Here is a 23,264-nt window from a genome sequence, read left to right as displayed (position 1 = left end):
TTGGATGGACCCGCGTGGAAGGCGGACTGCGGTGATCTTATTGGCTTACCCACGTTTGGATGCGCCACGGTTATTTTGTAGGGCGGTAATGTTGTCGCCGACCGGGTGAGCGAATTCGTGGGGCGTCACATGCCCATGGCGGTTGGCGTCGATGTAGTTACTCCACCACGCCATGATCAGCCTGCGCTGTTCGAGGAATTCGGCCTTGTGGATATACGCGGCGCGCACGCGGTTGCGTTCCTTGTGGCTCATTTGTCTTTCGATGGCTGCGTCGGTCCATAACCCGGACTCCAGTAGGGCGCTACAGGCCATGGTCCTGAAGCCGTGGCCGCACACGTCCTTGCTGGTGTCATAGCCGACGTTGCGGAGCATGGTGTTCACCGTGTTCTCGGACATGGGCTTCCAGTACTTGTGGTCGCCCGGTAGCACTAACTCTGAAAAGCGACTGAGGCTGCGCAGGCGCTCCAGTATTTCGATGACCTGCGGCGATAGCGGAACCATTTGAATGTCGCCGTTCATCTTGGTCCCGCGTGTGGAGTTGCGTACCCCTTCAATCGGTGCGCGCGTATCGGGGATTTCCCACATGGCGCGTTGGAAGTCGAACTCACTCCATCGAGCGAAGCGCAGTTCGCTGGAGCGGACGAATACATGTAGCGTGAGCAGGACGGCAAGGCGCGTCAGCTCGCGGCCGTTGTAGTTGTCGATACGGTGTAGCAGTTCGGGTAGGCGGTTGAGGGAAAGGGCCGGGCGATGGACTGTGCGCGGCGCGTGAATCGAGCCTGCCAGATCCAGTGCAGGATTCATGGTGATCTGCCGAGCCCTTTTGGCCCCGCGCATGATGGTGGATAAGTAGTTCTGTACCCTTAACGCCACATCCATGGTGCCGCGTTCCTTAATGCGCTGGGTGATCTCTAGCAGGTCGTGGGTATCGAGTTCAGCGATGGGTCGTTGGCCGATTAGCGGGAAGACGTGGGTGCGCAGTCGGCTCATTACGGTTTTCGCGTGGCCTTCGGTCCAGCGGCGGGACATATCAGCGTGCCACTCCAGGGCGACGGTTTCGAAAAGCAGTGCCGCCCGCTGGGCTACGATCTTGGCCTTCTTCTTTTCTTCCATTGGGTCGAGGTTGTCGAGCAGCAACGCCTTGGCTTCGTCTCGCTTACGTCGTGCGACGGAAAGGGTAACGATGGGGTAATTGCCGATGATGAGCGTCCCTTCCTTGCCGCTGGGTTTGGTGTACTTCAAGCGCCAGGTCTTCACGCCATTGGGTTTGACGAAAAGGTACATGCCGCCGCCGTCGAACAGTTTGTAGGCGCGTTCGCGGGTTTTGGCTGTGCGGCATTGCAGGTCGCTGAGGGGGATCGCTAGACGTGGCATAGGGGTACGCGCTCCTGACCGGAAAATCGCAGTACCCCTAACATACCCTCGGGGAAGGGGGATTTTGTTGGATCCCGACAGAGGGTCCTGGAACGAAAAAACCCGCCAAATGGCGGGTTTTCGGGGCTTCCAGAGCATTCGGTGGAATGCAATGGAGCCTAATGTGGTGCCGGCACCAGGAGTCGAACCCGGGACCTACTGATTACAAGTCAGTTGCTCTACCAACTGAGCTATACCGGCGTGTGGGCGACGATTATAGCGATTGGCGAGGTTCTGTAAACCCCTGAAATCTGACTATTTTTGCTTTGTGCCGGGCTCTAGCCGCGCACCAGCACTTTCTTGAGTTTTTCGAGGGCGCGCCACGAGCGGCTGTTGCGCAGGGCGTGGAGTGCAGCTTCGGCGCGGTCGGCGCGTTGGCGTTCGGCGATCAGGGCCTGTTCCAGGTCGGTGGCGGGGGCGACGAAGCGGTGGCCGGGGTTGAACTGGAATTCGTCGAGGTTGCACGGCGGGATGTCGAAGGCGCCCTTGAGGTTCAGGTGTTCTTCGGCCAGGTAGAAGGTGTTGATGCCGTCGAACACCACCGGGTGGTAGCCCGCGCCGGTAACCAGGGTTTCCCAGGCCTGGTCGCGGTTCCATGGGGTTTCGATCAGCAGGATCCACGGTCGCCAGCGGTTGAAGTCCATGCTGCGCAGCACGGTTTCTTCGTGGCCTTCGACGTCGATCTTGAGGAAATGGATGGGGCCGCCGACATGGGCCTCGCAGATGTCGCTCAGGGTGCGTGAGCTGACGATCTGGGTCTGCACCGGCATGCCGGCGTCCTTGTGTTGCTGGGCGATGGCGGGGTCGAGGGTGGACAGGCCGGTATCGGCGATGCCGTAGAAGGTCAGGGCCTCGGCATTGTCGCCGGCGGCGCATTGCAGGTTGGTGTCCCTGGGCCGCTCCTGGCACAGGGCGTGGTAATAGCTCGGCACCGGTTCGACGTTGATGCCGCGCCAGCCGCGATCGTAGAAGGCGCGGGTCACCGAGTCGGCAGTGGGGTGGTTGGCGCCGACGTCGATGTAGAAGCCGTTTTCAACGTGTTTGAGCGCGCGCCACAGGCGGATGTCTTCGAAATTTTGTGCATAAGAAATGAACGTCACTGTCTTTTCCCGTCAATCACAAAGGTTCTGGATCGGACGCGCCCGCGAGCGCCTGCGTCTGTATAACAAGCGTCGCCGACCGGCGCAATTTGCCGCGCCTGTGGTGCCGGTTTTCGGCTGTTATGTCCTTTGGCATTGACGCTTATGCACAATCGATGGCTGTCGCGCGGCTGTTTTCGCTGATTTTGTGGATCCGTTCTCAACTCGCCGCAACTGGCTGTTTTTTCGCTGATTTATTTTTATGAACAAAAAATGACCAGCTCTGTATTGAGGCTGTAGCAGGCGATTTCAGCGGCTTTGGCGGGATTTCATCAACAGAGTTATCCACAGGCTGGATAGGATGATGGATCCAACTTATCCACGTTCCGCCAGCAGCATCAGATTGCGTGGGGTGAGCGGTGCCGGGCAGAACAGGCCCAGTTGTACGCGGTAACCCTGTTCCTGCAAAAACAGCCCGCGATCGAGCACCAGCCACAGCTCCAAGGGCCGGCGAAACAGGCCGCGCAGCAGCTCCAGGTTGCGGACCTGGGCCAGGCGCTGCCAGCCGGCGGCTTCCAGCGCCGGCCAGTCCTGCGAACCGACTGTGGGTAAGTCCTTGAGGGCCGCCAGGTCGCGGCAGTAGTCGGCGAAGGGTTTGTCCAGCCAGCTAGCGGGCAGCGACGGGGTGGGCAGGTATTCGTCGACCCCGCGCAGCCGGCGTTGCAGCAGGTCGAAGGCCAGGCGGCGGGCCATGGAGCTGTCGCGTTGGCGGCGCACCCGGGCGCCGGCGGTGACGGTCTCGCTCAGGGGCAGGCCCAGGTCGTCGAGGGACAGTTGCAGCGCCGAGCCCTTGGCCGGGCCGGAGAGCGGCTGGTACTCGGCATGGCTGATGCGGTTGTAGCAGCAGGGCGCGATAGCCAGCTGGCGGCAGCCGCGTTCGCTGGCCAGTTGCATCAGGCGTACATGCAGGTCGCCACAGGCGTGCAGGGCCACCGGGGTGTGTTCGGCGCTCAGGCGGGCAGCAGCGTCGGCGGCGAGTACGTCCTGCTGCAGGTGGCTGGCCGGCAGCCGATGGTGTTCGCTCAATTGCCGGCCGCTGGCGACCAGCGCCGGGTCGTATTCCAGGCAGGTCAGCCGTTGCCCGGGTTGCAGCAGGCGGCGGCCGAGATGGCCCTTGCCCGAGCACCAGTCCAGCCAGTGGCCGGGCGCCCGGGTGAACCCCAGGCAGGCGGCGAAGGCTTCGATCTGCTGCCATTTGCGCCCGGGCACATCGACGTTGAGGCGCTGGCGGGCGGCTGGCACCTCATGCATCGGCAGCTCGGCCACGGCACCGAGCGCGGCGGCGGTCCGCGCCAGATCGGGGAAGGGCGCGGGAGCATCGAGCCGTTCTGGGTGGTTATGGCTGACCTCGGCATCGTCCAGGCTGCGCTGGCGCAGCCACTGGGCGAGTTCGCGGTGTCGGGCTTCCCAGGGCAGCTGCGGCTCGGTGAAGGGGCGTGGGCGCCAGAGCGGTTGATGGTCCAGCAGGAAGCGGTCCAGGGCCTGGAAGCGGCTGAGGAGTTCGGGGCCTTGGAGGGTGGAGGGCATGCTGGGCTCGGCGGTGTCTGGGGAGGGTGATCGCGAGCAAGGCTCGCTCCTACAGGTTAGCGGGGCGCCGGTAGGAGCGAACGGTTCAGCGGCCTTGGCACTGCTCGACGCGCAGCCAGCGTTCCAGCAGCTTGAAGCCTTGCACCAGCACATAGGACATCAGCAGGTAGAACACCCCGGCGGCGAAGAAAATCTCCACCGGCAGGTAGGTGCGGGCAATGATGGTGCGGGCCATGCCGGTCAGTTCCAGCAGGGTCACGGTGCTGGCCAGGGCGCTGGCCTTGAGCATCAGGATCACTTCGTTGCTGTAGGCCGGCAGGCCGATGCGCGCCGCCCGGGGCAGGATGATGTAGAACAGCGCCTTGGGCTTGGACATGCCCAGCGCCCGCGCCGCTTCGATCTCGCCCGGCGGGATGGCCTGGATCGCCCCGCGCAGGATCTCGGCGATATAGGCCGCGGTGTGCAGGGTCATGGTGGCGGTGGCGCACCAGAACGGATCGCGCAGGTACGGCCACATCGCGCTGTTACGCACTGCGTCGAACTGCGCCAGGCCGTAGTAGACCAGGAACAGCTGCACCAGCAGCGGCGTGCCGCGGAAGAAGAAAATGTAGGCATAGGGCAGGGCGCGCACGTACCACAGGCGCGACGAGCGGGCGATGCCCAGCGGAATGGCCAGCAGCAGGCCGGCGATGACCGCGATGGCCACCAGCTCCAGGGTCAGCGTGGCGCCCTGGGCCAGCTTGGGCAGCCACTTGATGATCACTTCCCAGTTCATTGGGCGCTCCTCGCGAAGCCGCGAGCGGCGCGTTTTTCCAGGAAGTGCATGCCGGTCATGGCCAGCACGGTCAGGCCCAGGTACATGAAGGCCGCCACCATATAGAAGGTGAAAGGTTGCTTGGACACGGTCACGGCGATCTGCGAGTGACGCATGATTTCTTCCAGGCCGATCACCGACACCAGCGCGGTGTCCTTCATCAGGATCATGAACAGGTTGCCCAGGCCCGGCAGGGCGATGCGCCACATCTGCGGCATGATCAGCCTGGTGAAGATCCGCCATTTCGACAGGCCCAGGGCCACGCCGGCCTCACGATGGCCCTTGGGAATGGCGAGGATCGCGCCACGGAACACTTCGGTGGCATAGGCGCCGAAGCACAGGCCGAGGGCGATGACCCCGGCGGCGAAGGCATTGAGTTCCAGCTCCGGGTTGCCGAAGAACTCACCCAGGGCGCGCATCAGGTTGACGGTGCCGAAGTAGATCAGCAGCACCCAGAGCAGTTCGGGAACGCCGCGCACCAGGGTCGAATAGGTGCCGCCAAGCCATTGCAGCGGCTTGTACGGGGAAGTCTTGGCCAAGGCGCCGAGCAGGCCGAGCACCAGCCCCAGGCACAGCGCCGAAAGAGCCAGCTTGACGGTCATCAGCGCGCCAGCGGCAAGCGCCGGGCCGAATCCGTAGAGATCGATATTCATGGATGGTTATTCAAGTCGCGGCAGGCTTTGCTAAGGACCGGCGCCCTCGGGGAAGGGCGCCGGGCAGGCCAGTCAGTATCAGTAGATGCTGAACGGGAAGTACTTGTCGTTGATCTTCTTGTAGGTGCCGTCGGCCACGATTTCCTTCAGGGCGGCGTTGAGCTTCTCGCGGATCGGATCGTTCTTGCGCACGGCGATGCCGATCTTGTCGCTTTCTTCAACCGGGTCGCCCTTGAACTCGTAAGGCTTGCCCGCTTCGCTTTTGAGCCACTCGTAGTTGACGTACTTGTCGGCCAGGATCGCGTCCAGGCGGCCGGACGTCAGGTCGAGGAAGGCGTTTTCCTGGGTGTCGTAGAGCTTGATGGTGATGTCGTCGCCCAGGTTGTCTTCCAGCCAGGTGCCGGCCAGGGTGGCGCGCTGCGCACCGATGATCTTGCCCTTGAGGGAAGCCTTGTCGGTCTTGAAGTCGGTCTTGTCTTTAGGCGCGATGAACTGCAGCTTGTTGGAGTAGTACGGGTCGGTGAAGTCCACCGCCTGCTTGCGCTCGTCGGTGATCGACATCGAGGAGATCAGGAAGTCGAACTTCTTGGCGTTCAGGGCCGGGATGATGCCGTCCCAGTCGGAGGTGACCACTTCGCACTCGACTTTCATCTTGGCGCACAGGGCATCGCCGACGTCTTTGTCGAAACCGACGACCTGGCCGCTGGCATCCTTGTTGTTGAACGGCGGGTAGGCCGCTTCGATGCCCATCTTCAGTTTGTCGGCGGCCATCGCATTGGCCGAGAACACCAGAGTGGCGGCAGCGGCCAGGAGGAATTTCTTATAGCTCTGCATGCGTGTTGCTCCGTTAGCGGTTGCTGGACATGAATTGTTTGCAGCGTGCCGAAAGCGGGTTCTCGAACACCTGCTGTGGCGATCCTTGCTCTTCCACCAGGCCCTGGTGCAGGAACACCACTTCACTGGAGACCTGACGGGCAAAGCCCATTTCGTGGGTGACCAGCAGCATGGTCCGGCCTTCTTCGGCCAGGGCGCGGATCACGTTGAGCACTTCCTGGACCATTTCCGGGTCCAGTGCCGAGGTCGGCTCGTCGAACAGGATGACTTTGGGCTGCATCGCCAGGGTGCGGGCGATGGCGGCGCGTTGCTGCTGGCCGCCGGAGAGCTGGGCCGGGTAGGCGTGGCGCTTGTCGGCGATGCCGACCTTGGCCAGCAGCGCTTCGGCCACTTCGATGGCTTCGGCCTTGCTCTGGCCGAGCACCCGGCGCGGCGCCTCGATGATGTTGTCGAGCACGCTCATGTGCGGCCAGAGGTTGAAGTTCTGGAACACGAAGCCGATTTCGCTGCGCAGGCGGTTGATCTGCTTGCCGTCGGCGGCAACCAGTTCGCCGTTCTTGGCGGCCTTGAGCTTGAGTTCTTCACCGGCTACCAGGATCTGGCCCTGGTGCGGGTTTTCCAGGAGGTTGATGCAACGCAGGAAGGTGGACTTGCCGGAACCGGAGGAACCCAGGATCGAGATCACATCGCCGTCGCGTGCGGTCAGCGAGACACCCTTGAGTACCTCCAGCGAGCCGTACCGTTTGTGCAAGTTGCGGATTTCAAGCGCGGGCGTGGCCTCAGCCATGTGCGGTCCTCATGAGTTCATTGCGCTCCTGCTGGTAGCGGCTTTTCTGGCGAGGCGCCAACCTAGCATAGCGTTCGAATGACAGCCAACAGCGCTTCAGGGTGTAAGCAGACGGCGTGTGACAGGTTGTCGCATCGGCACAGCAGACTGTCGCCCCGTCAACAACCGAACGCCCGTTTGAACCCTGTTCCCAGCGGGTGTCGCGTAAAAAAAGGCGCGATGGTGCCAGCTTTGGCCAGGTGTTGGAAGGGTAAAACGGCCAAAGGTTGCGTATCCGCCCTCTATTTGTGCGTCGCACACTTTTTGTGTGTGTTTCTGGTGCGCTGCTTCGTTCTGCAAATGGGTGGTGCGGTAACGTTCTGGCGCAAGGCCATTAATCTCAAGGACTTGCGCTCATCCGCCGGTCGCCTTCGCAGGCCGCGCCGGCTGGGAGCCTGTAACATTTTGGCGCAAATCTTGCGTAAGAAATAAAGAACGCCCTGTTGGATTCTTTTTACGAGAAAGAATATCCAGACCGGGTGGACGCTTTCGCTTTCTTCGCAAAGGTAGTTTCAATGAGCAGTACGCAGACCTCCAATGACCTCGAACAGGGGCTCAAACCGCGGCATGTCACCATGCTGTCGATCGCCGGGGTAATCGGCGCCGGGCTGTTCGTCGGTTCCGGCCACGCCATCGCCGAAGCCGGCCCTGCCGTGCTGCTGGCCTATGCGGCCGCGGGCACCCTGGTGGTGCTGGTGATGCGCATGCTGGCCGAAATGGCCGTCGCCTCGCCGGACACGGGTTCCTTCTCGACTTATGCCGACCGCGCCATCGGCCACTGGGCCGGTTTCACCATCGGCTGGCTGTACTGGTGGTTCTGGGTGCTGGTGATTCCGCTGGAGGCCAACGCCGCCGCGACCATCCTGCATGCCTGGTTCCCTGATATAGCGATCTGGGCCTTTACCCTGGTCATTACCTTGCTGCTGACCGCGACCAACCTGTTCAGCGTGAAGAACTACGGTGAGTTCGAGTTCTGGTTCGCCCTGATCAAGGTCGTGGCGATCATCGGTTTCGTGGTGCTCGGCCTGCTGGCGATCTTCGGCTTGCTGCCGACCAGCAATGTCAGCGGTGTCTCGCACCTGTTCGATACCCAGGGCTTTTTGCCCAACGGCATGGGCGCGGTACTCGCCGCCATGCTGACCACCATGTTCTCGTTCATGGGCACCGAGATCGTCACCATCGCCGCCGCCGAATCGAAGAACCCGGGCCAGCAGATCAGCAAGGCCACCAACTCGGTGATCTGGCGGATCGGCCTGTTCTACCTGGTGTCGATCTTTATCGTCGTGGCCCTGGTGCCATGGAATGACCCGAGCCTGGCCCAGGTCGGTTCCTACCAGACCGTGCTCGACCGCATGGGTATCCCCAACGCCAAGCTGATCGTCGATCTGGTGGTGCTGGTGGCGGTGACCAGTTGCCTGAACTCGGCGCTCTACACCGCCTCGCGCATGCTGTTCTCCCTGGGCAAGCGCGGCGACGCCCCGGCCGCGGCCAAGCGCACCAACACTAGCGGCACGCCTTACTGGGCGGTGATCCTGTCCACCGCAGCCGCCTTCCTCGCGGTATTCGCCAACTACGTGGCACCCGCCGCGGTGTTCAATTTCCTGTTGGCCAGTTCCGGCGCCATTGCCTTGCTGGTGTACCTGGTGATCGCGGTATCGCAGCTGCGCATGCGCCAGAAACGCACGGCGGCCGGCGAGAAGATCGCCTTCCGCATGTGGCTGTTCCCGGGCCTGACCTACGCGGTGATTGTGTTCATCGTCGGGGTGCTGACCATCATGCTGTTCCAGGAAGGGCACCGCATGGAGATCGTCGCCACCGGCCTGCTGAGCATCGTCGTGATCGCGGCGGGCCTGCTGGTTGCGCGTCGGCGCAAGCTGGAGAAGCAGGCGGCCGGTGTATTGAGCCGCGCCTGAGTTTTTCCCGGTAACGAAAAAGGCCGCTGTCAGTGCAGACAGCGGCCTTTTTTAGGGCCTGTACCGACGTTTTCGCGGGCAAGCCTCGCTCCTACAGAAGAAGGTGATCCTTGCTCGCGATGGCGATTGAATATTCAACACGGCAGTGAGGGCCATGCATGACGCGCTGTAGCCGCTGCCGAAGGCTGCGATCGGCCGGGCACCGGCCGCAACCCCGGCAAACGGGTAATGGCTGACCCACCGCAGACGGCCGCTTCGTCGGAGCGCCACCCAAGCTGATCGCAGGCTGCGCCAGCGGCTACAGATTGTGTTGAAGCTTATTTCTGCATCAGGGCTTCCGACGCGGCCAGGTAGGCGGCCTGGAACTCCGGGCTTTCGATCCAGGCCAGGGCGCCGGCCTCGTCGGTCTCGGTGGACCACTGGCGGTACTCGATCAGGGCGGCGAGGATGAAGTCCATGGCGCCTTCCTCGCCTTCCTGCTCGTAGACGATCTCCAGCAGCGGGTCTTCCAGGAACGCCGCGCACATCGCCTGCTGGCTGGTCTTCTCGGCGTCGATCATCTTCTTGAACAGCTCGGTCAGGTCCACCGATTCGAAGTCGATGCGGTCGTCGTTCGGGTCCAGCTCCACCGGCGCGGCGTTGCGCTGGGTGCGGTTCTGCTTGGCCTTGGTTTTCGCCCGCTGGGCTCTTTTGTGTTGCTTGTTCGCAGATGCCATGGGCGTCGTACCTTTTGCGCAAAGAGGGGGCCAGGGATGGATACAGTGTCCGGCCTGGCTTTCAGGCGGCAGAGGATGCCAGTAAATGCGCTGCCTGGCACGCTCAACGGCTACCGCTGATCAGGCGTCCCGGGGTGTCGCTGGGCAACGCGGCGTGTTGCAGCCAGGCCAGGGCGATCGGCCACAGGCGGTCCTGGTAATGGCTGCGGAAAAACGCGAAGTGCCCGACTTCCCGCTCGCCGATGTCCTCGGGTTCGATGCGCCAATGGCTGCGCTGGCTGGCGGTGAAGTAGCCCAGCAGGCGCTCGATGGCCGGCACGGTGCCGTAAGGGTCGTCGCTGATGCTGATGGCCAGCAGCTGCGCCTTGACCCGGGCGAAGGGCAGCGCCGGGTCCCGGCGCGCCAGGTGGCGCCCGCTGGGCCGCCGTTGATAGTGCGCGGTGGGCGTGGCCCAGTCGCGCACCACGCCGGCGGGGGTGTCCTCCAGCCAGCCCATGCGCTTGCCGGGGAAGTAGCCGTAAATCGCCGTCAGCAGCGGCATCACAACATGCCACTTGCCCAGCATGCGCCAACGGCTCGCCGGGGCGTAGTCGCGCCAGTAGGCGAACTGCGCGCCTACGGTCACCACGCGGCGGATCAACTGCCCGGATGCGCCCAGCCCCGCGGCGCAGCCGCCGAAGCTGTGTCCGACCACATCGATGGGCTGGCCGGGGCATTCCCGCTGCGCGCGTTGCAGCATGGCTTCGAAGTCCAGGCTGCCCCAGTCCGACCAGGACGCCTTCAGCTTGCGCATCGAGGCCGGCCGCGACTCGCCGATGCCGCGGTAGTCGTAGGTGATGATGTCGAAGCCATGGCTGAACAGGTAATCGGCGAACCGCGAATAGTGCCGGCAACGCACGGAGGTGGCGGCATTGATGATCACTACTGGGCGTGCGGGGTCCGGTTCGGCATGGCGCCAGGTGAAACCGCCGAGGATAAAGCCATCGGCGGCGGGTTCGCGGAAGGCCGTGCCGGGGCTGCTGGTCACGGTGCTGGCCGGGTGCAGGGGCGAGGGCGGGGATTGCACGGTCATCGGCGCGTATTCCTTTGCGGGCGAAAAGGCGTGTCGGCTCTTTTTAAGTGCAAGCATTAATAACCGCCTTGTCCGCGCCGTGGCAACCGTCGGGATTGGCGCCGCTGCTAGGTACTTTTGGTTAAAAGTCTCACACCGAATCGATCTAAACGGCCTGGCATCGGGGCGTACACTGAATATCAGGGCCTGGGGGCGATCACGGATGCATGACGCTCACGGGCTGTTCATTCGAGCATCGTTTGCCTGAGGCGTAGCTGGGCTATTCAAGATGAAAAGGGGAGACCCGGACGCCGCCGTTCTGGGGCTGGGCTCTTGGCGGTGGCGTTCCCATTCAGTGGTTCGAGACGAACCCGGGAGTGCTCATCATGAAGTCCTTTTACTTGTGTGTCGTAACAGGCGTTCTCGCGGCGTTCCTGTCACTCGCGCCGTTCAGCGTACAGTCCGCCACCCCCAGCAACGAACCCATCGACCCGGCGGGCGTGCAGCTGGAACCTCAACAGCAGAACGGCATTACCTATCTGTCCGGCGGTATCGGCCTGGACGAATCGCGGGCGCTCTTGCAGACCAAGGGGTACAACCTGCACATGACCTTTTCCGTCGGCCCGGAAAACAAATACACCTCGGATGTCGACCTGGCGATCCAGAACCCGCAAGGGCAGCCGGTCCTGACCCTGAATCAGGTGGGCCCCATCGTCTTTGTGCAACTGCCGGCCGGCAAGTACCAGGTTATCGCCACCCGTGGCGGACATACCGAGCGCAACACGGTGGATATGAAAGTGGCGGGCATTCGCGACCTCAACCTGCACTGGAATGACAGTTATTGAGTGAAGGTTGCGATGCTAAAGCAGGCACATCAAATCGCAGGCAATAAAAAACCCCTGAATCTTGCGATTCAGGGGTTTCGGTATTAGTGGTGCCCAGAGACGGAATCGAACCGCCGACACGGGGATTTTCAATCCCCTGCTCTACCGACTGAGCTATCTGGGCAACGGGGCGCATTAAACGGGTTTTTCGGGGGGGCGTCAAGCAAGTTTTGAAAAAAAGTTTAATTATTACCGCCGCTTACGTTCCCGCCCCGATTTGAGCGCAATTACTCGGACGGCGGCACGTAGCCGTCGGCCTTGGCGTATTCCTCGCCGGAGAAGAACTTGTCCATCTCGCCCTGCAAGTATTTGCGGTCTTCGGCGTTCATCATGTTCAGGCGTTTTTCGTTGATCAGCAGGGTCTGGTGTTTCTGCCAGTCGGCCCAGGCCTTGGCGGACACGTGCTCGAAAATCTCCTGGCCCTTGGCACCCGGGTACGGAGGACGCTCCAGGCCCGGCAATTGTTCTTTGTACTTGCGGCACATTACGGTGCGGGTCATTGCAACTCTCCTGCGTTCAATACGTCGGCCGCGCGTTTGAGCAGCTTTTTCACCGGGGCGGCAAGGCCCAGGCGCGGCGGGGTGGCGAGGTTATACCAGAGCCAGTCGGCCTCGGCCACGTGATGGGTGGATGCCTGGACCTGCACCAGCCAGGGCTCGATGGCCAGCTGGAAGTGACTGAAGGTGTGCACCAGCCCGGGCATTTCCTGTTGCTTGCCCAGCTCCAGCGAGTGCTGCGAAGCCAGGTGTTCCAGGTCCGCCAGGTCGTCCAGCTCCGGCAGGCTCCACAAACCGCCCCACAGGCCGCTGGAGGGCCGGCGGTACAGCAGGATGGCGCCTTCGTGGTTGGCCAGCATCGGCATCAGCGTGCGTTTCTGCGGGACCGTCTTGCGTGGCTTGGGAATCGGGTAGCGGGTTTCCAGGCCCAGCATGTGCGCTTCGCAGCCTCTTTCCAGGGGGCACAGCAGGCAGCTGGGTTTGCTCCGGGTACAGAGGGTGGCACCCAGGTCCATCATCGCCTGGGTGTAATGGTTCACCCGGGTCTGCGGGGTGAAGCGCTCGGCCGCGGCCCACAGCTGCTTGGCCACCTTGGGTTCGCCTGGGTAGCCCTCCTGCGCGGTAAAGCGCGCCAGCACCCGCTTGACGTTACCGTCGAGGATCGGCGCGCGCAGGCCCATGCTGATGCTGGCGATGGCGCCGGCGGTGGACAGGCCGATGCCCGGCAACTCGGTGAGTTTTTCCACGTCGCGGGGAAACTCGCCGCCATGCTCGGCGACCACGATCTTCGCGGTCTTTTGCAGGTTGCGTGCGCGGGTGTAGTAACCCAGGCCGGTCCACAGGTGCAGCACTTCGTCTTCCGGCGCGGCGGCCAGGGCCTGGACCGTCGGCAGCGAGGCCATGAACCGGTCGAAGTAGTTGAGCACGGTACTGACCTGGGTCTGCTGCAACATGATTTCCGAGACCCATACCCGATACGGGTTGATCTCTTGCTGCCAGGGCAGGTCATGGCGGCCATGGCGGTCGTACCAGTCCAGTACCGCCGGTGCGAACTGCTCGGCCCTCATCGTTTGAACAGCCCTTTGAGCGCGTTTTTCAGTTCCGGGCTGACCTTGTCGCCCAGCTTCTCATCGAGTTTTTCGCTGAGGCGATCGCCGGCCAGCTTGGCCGCGACCTGGCCCAGGCCGTCGCGGTCCAGGCGGCAGGCCTTGGCGCCCAGTTCCAGCGGGCCGCGGCAGCGCAGCGGCAGTTCGATGCCGACAAAACGCTCGCCGACCTGGCAGGCCGGGTCCGGCATGTCGCTCTTGTCGCCTTCGACGACGATGCCGACGCGGTAATCCATGCCCAGTACGCGCAGGTCGATGTCGCCATTGCCTTTGACGCTCATGCCCGGGATGCGCACTTTCAGGTCCGGGTTGCTGGCCACGCCGTTGCGCAGGGTCAGGTTGCCCTTGAGTTCCTGGAAGGGTGTGTCCTTGCCCCGCGGCTCGCTGCTCAAGGTCTTGCGGTTCAGCGTGGCGATGCCCTGGCACACTTGCTGTTCGAGGTTGGCATTGAGCAGCACGCCGTTGTTGACGACGAAGCTGGCGTTGCCGTTGAGGCCGTCGACCAGCGCCTTCTGGCTGTTGCCGCTGCTGGTCAGGTTGCTGTCGAGGGTCACCAGGCCCTTGACCGGCGGGTTCTGCCCCTGGCTTTCCAGGATGCGTTCCACCGGTACCCGGTTGATCCTGGTCTGCAGGCTCAACTGTGGCGTTGGCTGGCGCACGTCGAGGTTGCCGTTGGCTTCGAAGCTGCCGTTGTACAGCTCGCCGCGCAGGCCTTCGAGTTTCAGCAGGCCGCCCTGGCCGTTGGCCTTGAGCGTGGCGTTCTGGATCGGCAGCTTGTCCAGGGTCAACTGGCCGAAGCTCAGGTCGGCGTCCACATCCAGCTTGCTCAGGCGTTCCACCGGCAGCAGGCGCTCGGTGCTCCAGGCGCCCTTGGTCGGCGCGTCCGGCAGCGGCGAGTTGCCGGCCCCGGCGACGGCGCTGGCTTCGCTGCTCTGCACTTCGGCCTTGCGTGCCACCGCGGCGCTGTTGGCTTCGGCGGATTTCGGCGGCAGGTAGCGGTCGACGTCGAAGGTGTCGGCCTTGAGCTGGGCGCGCAGCGATTGCTTGGCCAGGTCTTCGACCGCCAGGCGGCCGCTGAAGCTGCTGTCGTCGAGTTTCAGGTTGATGTTTTCCAGGGCGATGCTGTTCGGCGTGGCGGACAGGCGGCTGACCAGCTCGACTTTGCTCAGGCTGCCTTCGGCCATGGCCGGCAGGGTCTGGCCGATGCTGTCGACGAACTTGGCCAGGTCGAACTGGGCGATGGAAATGCCGCCGTTGAGCTGCGGGGTCTTGTCCAGGTCGTTGACCTTGAGCTCGCCGATGGCGCGCAGCTGGTTGAGCGAGAGCTTCAGGCTGTTCCATTCGGCGACGTTGGCGGCCTTGTCCAGCAGCAGCTGGCCCTGGGCGGCGAAGGTCAGGGTCTTGCCTTGCAGCGGATCGCCGGCGGCTTCGCCGGACAGTTTCATGTCTTCGAACTGGTAGCGCTTGAGGGCGCGGTCGAAGCGCAGCTCGCCCTTCAACTCGGTGCGCACGCGCACGGCCGGCTGGGTGCTGGCGAGGAAGGCAGTGAGCTTGACCGGGGTATTGGTCGCTTCGTGGATCGGGCCGGTGCTCAGTTGGATGCTTTCGGCGGTGAACTGCTTGCCGCTCTGCTCGTCGTTGTATTCCACCCGGGCGTTGTTCACGGTCAGGCTGTCGATATCCAGGCGGATAGGCTGCGCCGGTTTTTCCGTGGTGGCCGGGGTCGTGGTCGTGGTTTCGCCGGTGCTGGTGGCCGGGGTTGCGGCCTGCTTGTCGGCGGGGGCGACCTTGCCGATGTCTTCCCAGTTGCCGTGGCCATCCTTGTTGCGAGTCAGGCGCAGGTTCAGGCCTTCGACACGCACATCGCTCATCTGCACTTCGCGGCGCAGCAGCGGCAGCACGCGGACCGACAAGCCGAGCATCTGCAAATCGGCGAACGGCTGGGTCGGGTTGGCCAGGGTGGCGACCCCGGCTTCATGCAGTTCGAGGCCGAGCCAGGGGAACAGGCTCCAGCCGATATCGCCATTGAGCGTCAGCTCGATGTGGGCCTTGTCGCGGGCTATCTGGCGAATTTCTTCTTTGTAGTCGTTGGGATCAAACAGGTGAGTCAGGGCGAAGCCGAGAGCCACGATGATCAGCAACAGCCCGAGAAGTACCAGACCCAGGATTTTGCCGAACGCTTTCATGGGCGAGTCCTTGTAGTGTCGAATTCGAATTTAGCCGGGGAGTATAACGCCCCGGACCTGGCCACTGGTCACTGATCGCTTTGCAGCACATCCAGCGGTATCTGCAGCTTGGCCGCCAGCGCCTGGGCTTCGAGGTGCCCGGCGGGGGCCAGCAGGCGCAAGGTGGCTCCGTGCCGGGCGGCCATTGTCCGGGCTTCGCTCACCAGTCGCTCGGCCACGCCGCGACGCCGGGTGATCTTGCGCACACACAATTGGGACAGGTGCCAGACGTCTTGGTGCCGTTGCAGGCGGGCGGCGCCCAGCAGGCGGTCGTTGAAGCGCCCGGCGATCAGGCTGCCGTCGCCCAGGGCGGCCTCGATCAGTTCCATATCGTCGCGCTGCGGGGCGAACAGCCAGGGCGGAGCGTCGCGGTAGATCTTCTGCAGGTCCTGCTGATCCTGATAGCTGATTTCTTTCAGCGACTCGACAACGATGGGCATGGGGAATCCTGTGCAGAGCGAAGGAATGGCTGGCCATTATCGACAGCAGCGCATGGGCTGGCGAGGGGCAGGCTTCTGTAGGAGCGAGGCTTGCCCGCGAAGCGTTCTGCCTGACACACCGCATAACACCCATCGCCGGCAAGCCTGGCTCCTACAGAAGCGTTATTGCCGTCTTGCGGAGCAGATGACGCTGAAAAGGTGATGGCAGTTTGCTTTTTCTGTCACGAGCAAATGGTAATCTCTCGCAGTTCATCTGCCCTTCCGCGACCAAAAGTCGCACTCTATGGAGCTTCACTCGATAAAACGGCCACGTCTGCGTGCAAAGGTCGTGAGTGGAGAGTGGCCGGCGAATAATTCCAATAATTGGGGGAAACACTCATGAGCACTAGCACCGAGGCGGGCGCGATTGCCGCCCAGCCGGCGTTCTTGTCCAAAGAACGCATCATCGCCAAGCCCGGTTTCAACCGTTGGCTGGTTCCACCGGCCGCCCTGGCCATCCACCTGTGCATCGGCATGGCCTACGGCTTCTCGGTGTTCTGGTTGCCGCTGTCCAAGGCCCTGGGCGTGACCGCCCCGGTGGCCTGCGCCCCGGACATGAGCTTTATCGCGCAGGTCTTTTCGTCCCAGTGCGACTGGCCGATCTCGATGCTCGGCTGGATCTACACCCTGTTCTTCATCTTCCTCGGCTGCTCCGCGGCGATCTGGGGCGGCTGGCTGGAACACGCCGGCCCGCGCAAGGCCGGTGTGGTATCGGCGCTGTGCTGGTGCGGCGGCCTGCTGATTTCGGCGCTGGGTATCTATACCCACCAGATCTGGCTGATGTGGCTCGGCTCCGGCGTGATCGGCGGTATCGGCCTGGGCCTGGGTTACATTTCGCCGGTGTCGACCCTGATCAAATGGTTCCCGGACAAGCGCGGCATGGCCACCGGCATGGCGATCATGGGCTTCGGCGGTGGTGCGATGGTCGGTGCGCCATTGGCGGCGGCACTGATGAGCCACTTCGCTTCGCCAACCGGCGTCGGCGTCTGGCAGAGCTTCCTGGTGATGGCGGCGATCTACTTCGTGTTCATGATCGGTGGCGCGCTGTCGTACCGCGTGCCGCCGACCGGCTGGAAGCCTGAGGGCTGGACCCCACCGGCGAAAAAAGCCGCGAACGCGATGATCACCCACCGTCACGTGCATGTGAACGTGGCCTGGAAAACCCCGCAGTTCCGCCTGGTATGGCTGGTGCTGTGCCTGAACGTTTCCGCGGGTATCGGCATCCTCGGCATGGCTTCGCCGCTGTTGCAGGAAGTCTTCGCCGGCAAGCTGCTGGGCAATGAACTGGCCTTCGGTCAGCTGGATGCCTCGCAACTGGCGTCGATCGCCGCGATCGCCGCCGGCTTCACCGGCCTGCTGAGCCTGTTCAACATCGGTGGCCGCTTCTTCTGGGCGTCGTTCTCCGACTACCTGGGGCGCAAGAACACCTACTTCGTGTTCTTCGCCCTGGGTTTTGCCCTGTATGCGCTGATCCCGAACCTCGGGCACCTGGGCAACGTCGCGCTGTTCGTGGCGGCGTTCTGCATCATCCTGTCGATGTACGGCGGCGGTTTCGCCACGGTTCCGGCCTACCTGGCGGACCTGTTCGGCACCCAGATGGTGGGCGCGATCCACGGTCGCCTGCTGACCGCCTGGGCGGCGGCGGGCGTGCTTGGCCCGGTACTGGTGAACTACCTGCGTGAATATCAGCTGAGCATCGGCGTCGAGCGCGCCGCGGCCTACGACATTACCTTGTACATCCTCGCCGGCCTGCTGGTGCTGGGCTTCCTGTGCAACCTGCTGGTGCGTCCGGTGGCCGACAAGTACTTCATGACCGACGCCGAGCTGGCCGCCGAACAGGCGCTGGGCCATGACAAGGGCGCAGACAGCACCACCGTGCTGGAGTGGAAGGCCTCGTCCGGCAGCGTGCCGCTGGCGGTCGCCGCCTGGCTGGTGGTGGGTATTCCGCTGGCGTGGGGCGTGTGGGTCACCCTGCAGAAGACCGCGGTGTTGTTCCACTAAGTGATTGCGCCTGGTATTGCTGCCAGGCGCATCGACTTTTTTCTGTAGGAGCGAGGCTTGCCCGCGAACAGGATCGCGCGGTGCATCAGGTATACCCCGCTATCGTTCGCTCATCGCGGGCAAGCCTCGCTCCTACAGAAGATTTGCGATCGGTCGTGGGCTTTCGGGAGGCTTCGGTAGCGGCCATCGATTTCATATTGCTTGTCATGACAGGTACAGCCCCGGCTTTATTGGCTTCAGCCCGTCAGGATCTTGTCCTGCGTGTTCCTGTTTAGCCGCCGTCCGGCCTATAATGTTCGCCTTTTTCGCCCAATGATTTTGCGGAGCTGGTGATGGCCGAACGTAAGGCGTCCGTCGAGCGCGACACTCTGGAAACCCAGATCAAAGCCTCGATCAACCTGGATGGCACCGGAAAGGCCCGATTCGATATCGGGGTTCCCTTCCTTGAGCACATGCTGGACCAGATCGCCCGTCACGGGCTGATCGACCTGGATATCGAAAGCAAAGGCGACTTGCATATCGACGACCACCACACCGTGGAGGATGTCGGTATCACCCTGGGCCAGGCCTTCACCAAAGCCATCGGCGACAAGAAGGGCATCCGTCGCTACGGCCACGCCTACGTGCCGCTCGATGAAGCGCTGTCGCGCGTGGTGATCGACTTCTCCGGCCGCCCTGGCCTGCAGATGCACGTGCCTTACACCCGCGCCACCGTGGGCGGCTTCGATGTCGACCTGTTCCAGGAATTCTTCCAGGGCTTCGTCAACCACGCCAACGTCACCCTGCACATCGACAACCTGCGTGGGCACAACACCCACCACCAGATCGAAACCGTGTTCAAGGCTTTCGGCCGCGCGCTGCGCATGGCCGTGGAGTTGGATGACCGCATGGCCGGGCAGATGCCTTCGACCAAGGGCGTGCTGTAATGCAGACGGTCGCGGTTATCGATTACGGCATGGGCAACCTGCACTCGGTGGCCAAGGCCCTCGAGCACGTTGGCGCCGGCAAGGTGCTGATCACCAGCGATGCCGATGTGATTCGCGAAGCCGACCGGGTGGTATTCCCCGGCGTCGGCGCGATTCGCGACTGCATGGCGGAGATCCGTCGCCTGGGCTTCGACACGCTGGTGCGTGAAGTCAGCCAGGACCGTCCGTTCCTCGGCATCTGCGTGGGCATGCAGGCCTTGCTCGACCGCAGCGAAGAGAACGACGGCGTCGACTGCATCGGCCTGTTCCCCGGCCAGGTGAAGTTCTTCGGCAAGGGCCTGTATGAGGACGGCGAGCACCTGAAAGTCCCGCACATGGGCTGGAACGAAGTGAAACAGGCGGTGAGCCATCCGCTGTGGCACAACATCCCGGACCTGGCGCGCTTCTACTTCGTGCACAGCTACTACATCGCCGCCGGCAACGCGCGGCAGGTGGTCGGTAGCGGCCACTACGGCGTCGATTTCGCCGCGGCACTGGCCGAGGGCTCGCGCTTCGCCGTGCAGTTCCACCCGGAGAAAAGCCATACCCATGGCCTGCAATTGCTGCAGAACTTCGCGGCGTGGGACGGTCGCTGGTAAATGGCGGTCAAGAAGAAGGCGCCGATCCTGACCCTCACGCCCGAGCAGGAGAGTGAGGCCAATCACAAGATCCAGCGCTTTATGGAAGATCGTTTCGAGCTCGACCTGGGTTCGTTCGAGGCGGCCGAGATTCTTGAACTGTTTACCCGCGAAATTGCTCCGCACTATTACAACAGGGCGATTTTCGATGTGCAGGCCCAGCTCAAAGAGCGGTTCGAAAGCATCGAAAGCGACCTGTGGGCGCTCGAAAAAAATTAGGAGCAGCTGCAAGCCGCAAGCTTCAAGCTGCAAGAATTGGTACACCGCATGCTTGCAGCTTGTCGCTTGCAGCTTGCCGCTCTTTTGACGAAGGAAAAAGCATGCTGATTATCCCCGCTATCGATCTCAAAGACGGTGCCTGTGTACGTCTGCGCCAGGGCCGCATGGAAGATTCCACGGTGTTCTCCGATGACCCGGTGAGCATGGCTGCCAAGTGGGTGGAGGGCGGCTGCCGCCGTCTGCATCTGGTCGACCTGAACGGCGCCTTCGAAGGCCAGCCGGTCAACGGCGAAGTGGTCACCGCCATCGCCAAGCGCTACCCGAACCTGCCGATCCAGATCGGTGGCGGCATCCGCTCGCTGGAAACCATCGAGCACTACGTCAAGGCTGGCGTGAGCTACGTGATCATCGGCACCAAGGCGGTGAAAGAGCCGGAATTCGTCGCCGAAGCTTGCCGCGCCTTCCCGGGCAAAGTGATCGTCGGCCTGGACGCCAAGGACGGCTTCGTCGCCACCGACGGCTGGGCCGAGGTCAGTAGCGTGCAGGTCATCGACCTGGCCAAGCGCTTCGAAGCCGACGGCGTGTCCGCCATCGTTTATACCGACATCGCCAAAGACGGCATGATGCAGGGCTGCAACGTACCCTTCACCGCCGCCCTGGCCGCTGCCACCAAGATCCCGGTGATCGCTTCCGGCGGTATCCACAACCTGGGCGACATCAAGGCCCTGCTGGATGCCAAGGCTCCGGGGATCATTGGCGCCATTACCGGCCGCGCGATCTACGAAGGCACCCTCGACGTCGCCGAGGCGCAAGCCTTCTGCGATTCGTACCAAGGCTGAGGACTCACCATGGCGCTGGCTAAACGCATCATCCCTTGCCTGGACGTGGACAACGGCCGGGTGGTCAAGGGCGTCAAGTTCGAGAACATCCGCGATGCCGGCGACCCGGTGGAAATCGCCCGTCGCTACGACGAGCAGGGCGCGGACGAGATTACCTTTCTCGACATCACCGCCAGCGTCGATGGCCGCGACACCACGCTGCATACCGTCGAGCGCATGGCCAGCCAGGTGTTCATCCCGCTGACCGTGGGCGGTGGCGTGCGCACCGTGCAGGACATCCGCAACCTGCTCAACGCCGGGGCGGACAAGGTCTCGATCAACACCGCGGCGGTGTTCAACCCCGAGTTCGTCGGCGAAGCGGCGCAGCATTTCGGCTCGCAGTGCATCGTCGTCGCCATCGATGCGAAGAAGGTGTCCGGGCCGGGCGAAACCCCGCGCTGGGAGATCTTCACCCACGGCGGGCGCAAACCCACCGGGCTGGACGCGGTGGAGTGGGCGAAGAAGATGGAAGGCCTGGGCGCCGGCGAAATCCTGCTGACCAGCATGGACCAGGACGGCATGAAGAACGGCTTCGACCTGGGTGTGACCCGCGCCATCAGCGATGCCCTGGGCATTCCGGTGATCGCCTCGGGCGGGGTCGGTAACCTGCAGCACCTGGCCGACGGCATCCTCGAAGGCCACGCCAGCGCGGTACTGGCGGCGAGCATCTTCCACTTCGGCGAGTACACGGTTCCGGAAGCCAAGGCTTATATGGCGCACCGCGGCATCGTCGTGCGGTAGCCACTGGACAGCATGGCGGGCTCGCGGCACTCTTGGGCACGCCATGGATTCCGGTAGCCCGTCATGTTCAAACGTCTTCTTCTTGTTCTTGCCAGCGCTTCGGTCCTCTTCGCCGCAGGCGCTCGCGCAGCACAAACGCCAGGCACCTCCCTGGTGCTGCTGACGGAAAACTTCCCCCCCTACAACATGGCCAAGAACGGCAAGAACTTCGCCCAGGGCGAGAATATCAACGGTATCGCCGTGGATATCGTCCGCGAAATGTTCAAGCGTGCCGGGATCAATTACAGCCTGACTCTGCGTTTTCCCTGGGAGCGCATCTACAAGCTCGCCCTGGAGCAGCCGGGGTATGGCGTGTTTGTCATGGCGCGGCTGCCGGACCGGGAGCCGCTGTTCAAATGGGTCGGCCCCATCGGCCCGGATGACTGGATCATGCTGGCCCGGGACGACAGCAAGATCGCCCTGCAATCCCTGGAGCAGGCGCGCAAATACCGGATTGGCGCCTACAAGGGCGACGCCATTGCCGAGACCCTGGCCAAGCAAGGACTCAAGCCGCTGGTGGTGCTGAGGGACCAGGACAATGCCAGGAAGCTGGTTGGCGGCCAGATCGACCTATGGGCCACTGGCGACCCCGCCGGGCGCTATCTGGCCAGGCAGGAAGGCGTGACCGGGCTCAAGACCGTGCTGCGCTTCCACAGCGCCCAGCTGTACCTGGCGCTGAACAAAGAAGTCTCGGACGAGACCGTCGCCCGGCTGCAGGCGGCACTGGATCAACTGCGCGAGGAAGGCGTGGTGGAAGAAATCATGGGGCGTTATCTGTAGAAGGGCAGCCGCAAGCTGCAAGCTTGGAGCTGCAAGTGACTTGAAGCTTGCAGCTTGAGGCTTGCAGCTGCTTCACCGATAGACCCCATCCTTGCCGTGCCCGACCATGGCCTTGTTACTGCGCACGCTGATCATCAACTTGATATCGATCCAGTCGATGCCCTGGGCCTTGAGCCTGGGCAGTTCGCGTTCGAGCACGGCCAGGGTCTGCGGGTAGGGATGGCCGATCACCACCGCCGAACCCTGCTTGCGCGCGAGGTTGATCGCGGTCTGCAACTGGGTGCCGATCGCCGCTTCGGTGCGTTCGTCGTCGAGGAACACATCGCGGGACACGCTGGCCAGGCCGATCTTCTGCGCCTCGGCGGCGGCCACGGTCTTGGCGCTGGTGCGGCTGTCGACAAAGAACTTGTGGCGGCGCTGCAACTCGCCCATCAGCCAGGCCATGGCCTGGGGCTGGGAGGTCATGCGGCTGCCCATGTGGTTGTTGATGCCGCTGGTGTAGGGCACGGCCTTGAAGGCGGCGTTGAGGCGCTTTTCCAGCTCTTCGATGGGCAGCTCGGGGTGCCAGGCGAAGGGCCCGGTGGCCGGGTCCATGGGCATGTGCAGGATGACGATCTTGCCGGCGCGATGGGCTTCGCGGGCGAACTCGGCGGCGTGGGGCGTGTCGGGCATGATCGCCGTGGTCACCGGGCCGGGCAGGGCGAGTACGCGGCGATCGCGGGGCAGGTTCTGCCCGAGGTCGTCGATGATCAGGCTCAGGTAGGCCTTGCGCGGGGCGGGCTCGGCGGCCTGGGTCGAGGTGAAGGCGAGGAGGCACAGAAGCCCGATCATGAGCCTCCACGGCAACCGTGGGAGGGGTTGGCGTTGGTTGATCATGGGGATTTGAAGCATAGGGTTCGGGTAAAGCCTTGGCGGGGTGTGGCGGT

At 63.2% G+C, this 23,264-nt stretch carries 23 protein-coding genes and 2 tRNA genes; 9 read left to right on the top strand and 16 right to left on the bottom strand.

What is annotated here, in order from left to right; genetic code table 11:
- Positions 1–45 precede the first annotated feature (45 nt).
- The 8 genes from AC07Y9_RS07800 to AC07Y9_RS07765 all read right to left on the bottom strand — a co-directional run bounded on the left by AC07Y9_RS07800 (position 46) and on the right by AC07Y9_RS07765 (position 7,167).
- Complete coding sequence (locus AC07Y9_RS07800) at positions 46–1,374, bottom strand: tyrosine-type recombinase/integrase (protein ID WP_102680696.1); 1,329 nt, start codon at positions 1,372–1,374, stop codon at positions 46–48.
- 164 nt (positions 1,375–1,538) lie between these two features.
- Positions 1,539–1,614 (bottom strand) — tRNA-Thr (locus AC07Y9_RS07795).
- Positions 1,615–1,691: 77 nt separating this feature from the next.
- A complete protein-coding gene (locus tag AC07Y9_RS07790; RefSeq protein WP_097134197.1) occupies positions 1,692–2,513 on the bottom strand; it encodes an FkbM family methyltransferase in 822 nt (273 codons plus the stop codon).
- 354 nt (positions 2,514–2,867) lie between these two features.
- Positions 2,868–4,079, bottom strand: a complete 1,212-nt coding sequence (locus tag AC07Y9_RS07785; RefSeq protein ID WP_102680695.1) for a methyltransferase — start codon at positions 4,077–4,079, stop codon at positions 2,868–2,870.
- 85 nt (positions 4,080–4,164) lie between these two features.
- Entirely contained in the window at positions 4,165–4,854 is a 690-nt protein-coding gene (locus tag AC07Y9_RS07780) for an ABC transporter permease (RefSeq protein WP_007922607.1), read from the bottom strand.
- A complete protein-coding gene (locus AC07Y9_RS07775) occupies positions 4,851–5,546 on the bottom strand; it encodes an ABC transporter permease (protein WP_007922609.1) in 696 nt (231 codons plus the stop codon). The genes AC07Y9_RS07780 and AC07Y9_RS07775 overlap by 4 nt, the downstream gene beginning before the upstream one ends.
- 78 nt (positions 5,547–5,624) lie before the next feature.
- The gene (locus AC07Y9_RS07770) at positions 5,625–6,380 is read right to left on the bottom strand and encodes an ABC transporter substrate-binding protein (RefSeq protein WP_087089668.1); all 756 of its coding nucleotides are present in this window, start codon (positions 6,378–6,380) and stop codon (positions 5,625–5,627) included.
- A 13-nt stretch (positions 6,381–6,393) separates the two neighbouring features.
- On the bottom strand, positions 6,394–7,167 hold the full coding sequence (locus tag AC07Y9_RS07765; RefSeq protein WP_007922616.1) for an ABC transporter ATP-binding protein: 774 nt from the start codon (positions 7,165–7,167) through the stop codon (positions 6,394–6,396).
- 554 nt (positions 7,168–7,721) lie between these two features.
- Here AC07Y9_RS07765 and gabP point away from each other — a divergent pair.
- A complete protein-coding gene (gene gabP / locus AC07Y9_RS07760; RefSeq protein WP_102680694.1) occupies positions 7,722–9,119 on the top strand; it encodes a GABA permease in 1,398 nt (465 codons plus the stop codon).
- 317 nt (positions 9,120–9,436) lie between these two features.
- Here the strand turns inward: gabP and AC07Y9_RS07755 are convergent, their stop codons facing one another.
- Both AC07Y9_RS07755 and AC07Y9_RS07750 read right to left on the bottom strand, forming a co-directional pair.
- Positions 9,437–9,835: a hypothetical protein gene (locus AC07Y9_RS07755; RefSeq protein WP_009046516.1), complete on the bottom strand. Its 399-nt coding sequence runs from the start codon at positions 9,833–9,835 to the stop codon at positions 9,437–9,439.
- A gap of 103 nt (positions 9,836–9,938) precedes the next feature.
- The gene (locus AC07Y9_RS07750) at positions 9,939–10,907 is read right to left on the bottom strand and encodes an alpha/beta hydrolase family protein (protein ID WP_102680693.1); all 969 of its coding nucleotides are present in this window, start codon (positions 10,905–10,907) and stop codon (positions 9,939–9,941) included.
- A gap of 365 nt (positions 10,908–11,272) precedes the next feature.
- On the opposite strand from AC07Y9_RS07750, the gene AC07Y9_RS07745 reads away from it, so the two are divergent.
- Positions 11,273–11,731, top strand: a complete 459-nt coding sequence (locus AC07Y9_RS07745) for a hypothetical protein (protein ID WP_009041751.1) — start codon at positions 11,273–11,275, stop codon at positions 11,729–11,731.
- Between the two features lie 87 nt (positions 11,732–11,818).
- Here the strand turns inward: AC07Y9_RS07745 and AC07Y9_RS07740 are convergent.
- From AC07Y9_RS07740 to AC07Y9_RS07720, 5 genes are all read right to left on the bottom strand, one after another.
- Positions 11,819–11,894: transfer RNA gene (locus AC07Y9_RS07740), tRNA-Phe, on the bottom strand.
- Between the two features lie 103 nt (positions 11,895–11,997).
- Complete coding sequence (locus tag AC07Y9_RS07735) at positions 11,998–12,270, bottom strand: oxidative damage protection protein (protein ID WP_007921798.1); 273 nt, start codon at positions 12,268–12,270, stop codon at positions 11,998–12,000.
- Positions 12,267–13,334: an A/G-specific adenine glycosylase gene (gene mutY, locus AC07Y9_RS07730; RefSeq protein WP_087089678.1), complete on the bottom strand. Its 1,068-nt coding sequence runs from the start codon at positions 13,332–13,334 to the stop codon at positions 12,267–12,269. The genes AC07Y9_RS07735 and mutY overlap by 4 nt, the downstream gene beginning before the upstream one ends.
- Positions 13,331–15,559, bottom strand: a complete 2,229-nt coding sequence (locus AC07Y9_RS07725; RefSeq protein WP_087089680.1) for an AsmA family protein — start codon at positions 15,557–15,559, stop codon at positions 13,331–13,333. Before AC07Y9_RS07725 ends, mutY begins: the two co-directional genes overlap by 4 nt.
- A 68-nt stretch (positions 15,560–15,627) precedes the next feature.
- The gene (locus AC07Y9_RS07720) at positions 15,628–16,038 is read right to left on the bottom strand and encodes an acetyl-CoA sensor PanZ family protein (protein WP_102680692.1); all 411 of its coding nucleotides are present in this window, start codon (positions 16,036–16,038) and stop codon (positions 15,628–15,630) included.
- A 378-nt stretch (positions 16,039–16,416) separates the two neighbouring features.
- Here AC07Y9_RS07720 and AC07Y9_RS07715 point away from each other — a divergent pair, with 378 nt between their 5' ends.
- The 7 genes from AC07Y9_RS07715 to AC07Y9_RS07685 all read left to right on the top strand — a co-directional run bounded on the left by AC07Y9_RS07715 (position 16,417) and on the right by AC07Y9_RS07685 (position 22,338).
- Entirely contained in the window at positions 16,417–18,078 is a 1,662-nt protein-coding gene (locus tag AC07Y9_RS07715) for an OFA family MFS transporter (protein ID WP_102677351.1), read from the top strand.
- Positions 18,079–18,410: 332 nt separating this feature from the next.
- Complete coding sequence (hisB, locus tag AC07Y9_RS07710; RefSeq protein ID WP_007921806.1) at positions 18,411–19,004, top strand: imidazoleglycerol-phosphate dehydratase HisB; 594 nt, start codon at positions 18,411–18,413, stop codon at positions 19,002–19,004.
- Positions 19,004–19,642, top strand: a complete 639-nt coding sequence (gene hisH, locus AC07Y9_RS07705; protein ID WP_102680691.1) for an imidazole glycerol phosphate synthase subunit HisH — start codon at positions 19,004–19,006, stop codon at positions 19,640–19,642. The genes hisB and hisH overlap by 1 nt, the downstream gene beginning before the upstream one ends.
- Positions 19,643–19,900, top strand: coding sequence for a DUF2164 domain-containing protein (locus AC07Y9_RS07700; protein WP_007921810.1), 258 nt, complete (start codon positions 19,643–19,645; stop codon positions 19,898–19,900).
- 101 nt (positions 19,901–20,001) lie between these two features.
- Positions 20,002–20,739: a 1-(5-phosphoribosyl)-5-[(5-phosphoribosylamino)methylideneamino]imidazole-4-carboxamide isomerase gene (gene hisA / locus AC07Y9_RS07695; protein ID WP_007921811.1), complete on the top strand. Its 738-nt coding sequence runs from the start codon at positions 20,002–20,004 to the stop codon at positions 20,737–20,739.
- A gap of 9 nt (positions 20,740–20,748) precedes the next feature.
- Positions 20,749–21,519, top strand: a complete 771-nt coding sequence (gene hisF / locus AC07Y9_RS07690) for an imidazole glycerol phosphate synthase subunit HisF (protein ID WP_007921812.1) — start codon at positions 20,749–20,751, stop codon at positions 21,517–21,519.
- Positions 21,520–21,582: 63 nt separating this feature from the next.
- Complete coding sequence (locus AC07Y9_RS07685; RefSeq protein WP_102680690.1) at positions 21,583–22,338, top strand: substrate-binding periplasmic protein; 756 nt, start codon at positions 21,583–21,585, stop codon at positions 22,336–22,338.
- Positions 22,339–22,410: 72 nt separating this feature from the next.
- On the opposite strand, the gene AC07Y9_RS07680 is transcribed toward AC07Y9_RS07685, so the two are convergent.
- Complete coding sequence (locus tag AC07Y9_RS07680) at positions 22,411–23,169, bottom strand: divergent polysaccharide deacetylase family protein (RefSeq protein WP_102680689.1); 759 nt, start codon at positions 23,167–23,169, stop codon at positions 22,411–22,413.
- Positions 23,170–23,264: the final 95 nt, after the last annotated feature.

The sequence above is a fragment of the Pseudomonas sp. GW456-L12 genome (assembly GCF_059424045.1).
This window is presented reverse-complemented; position numbering and strand designations above follow the sequence as displayed.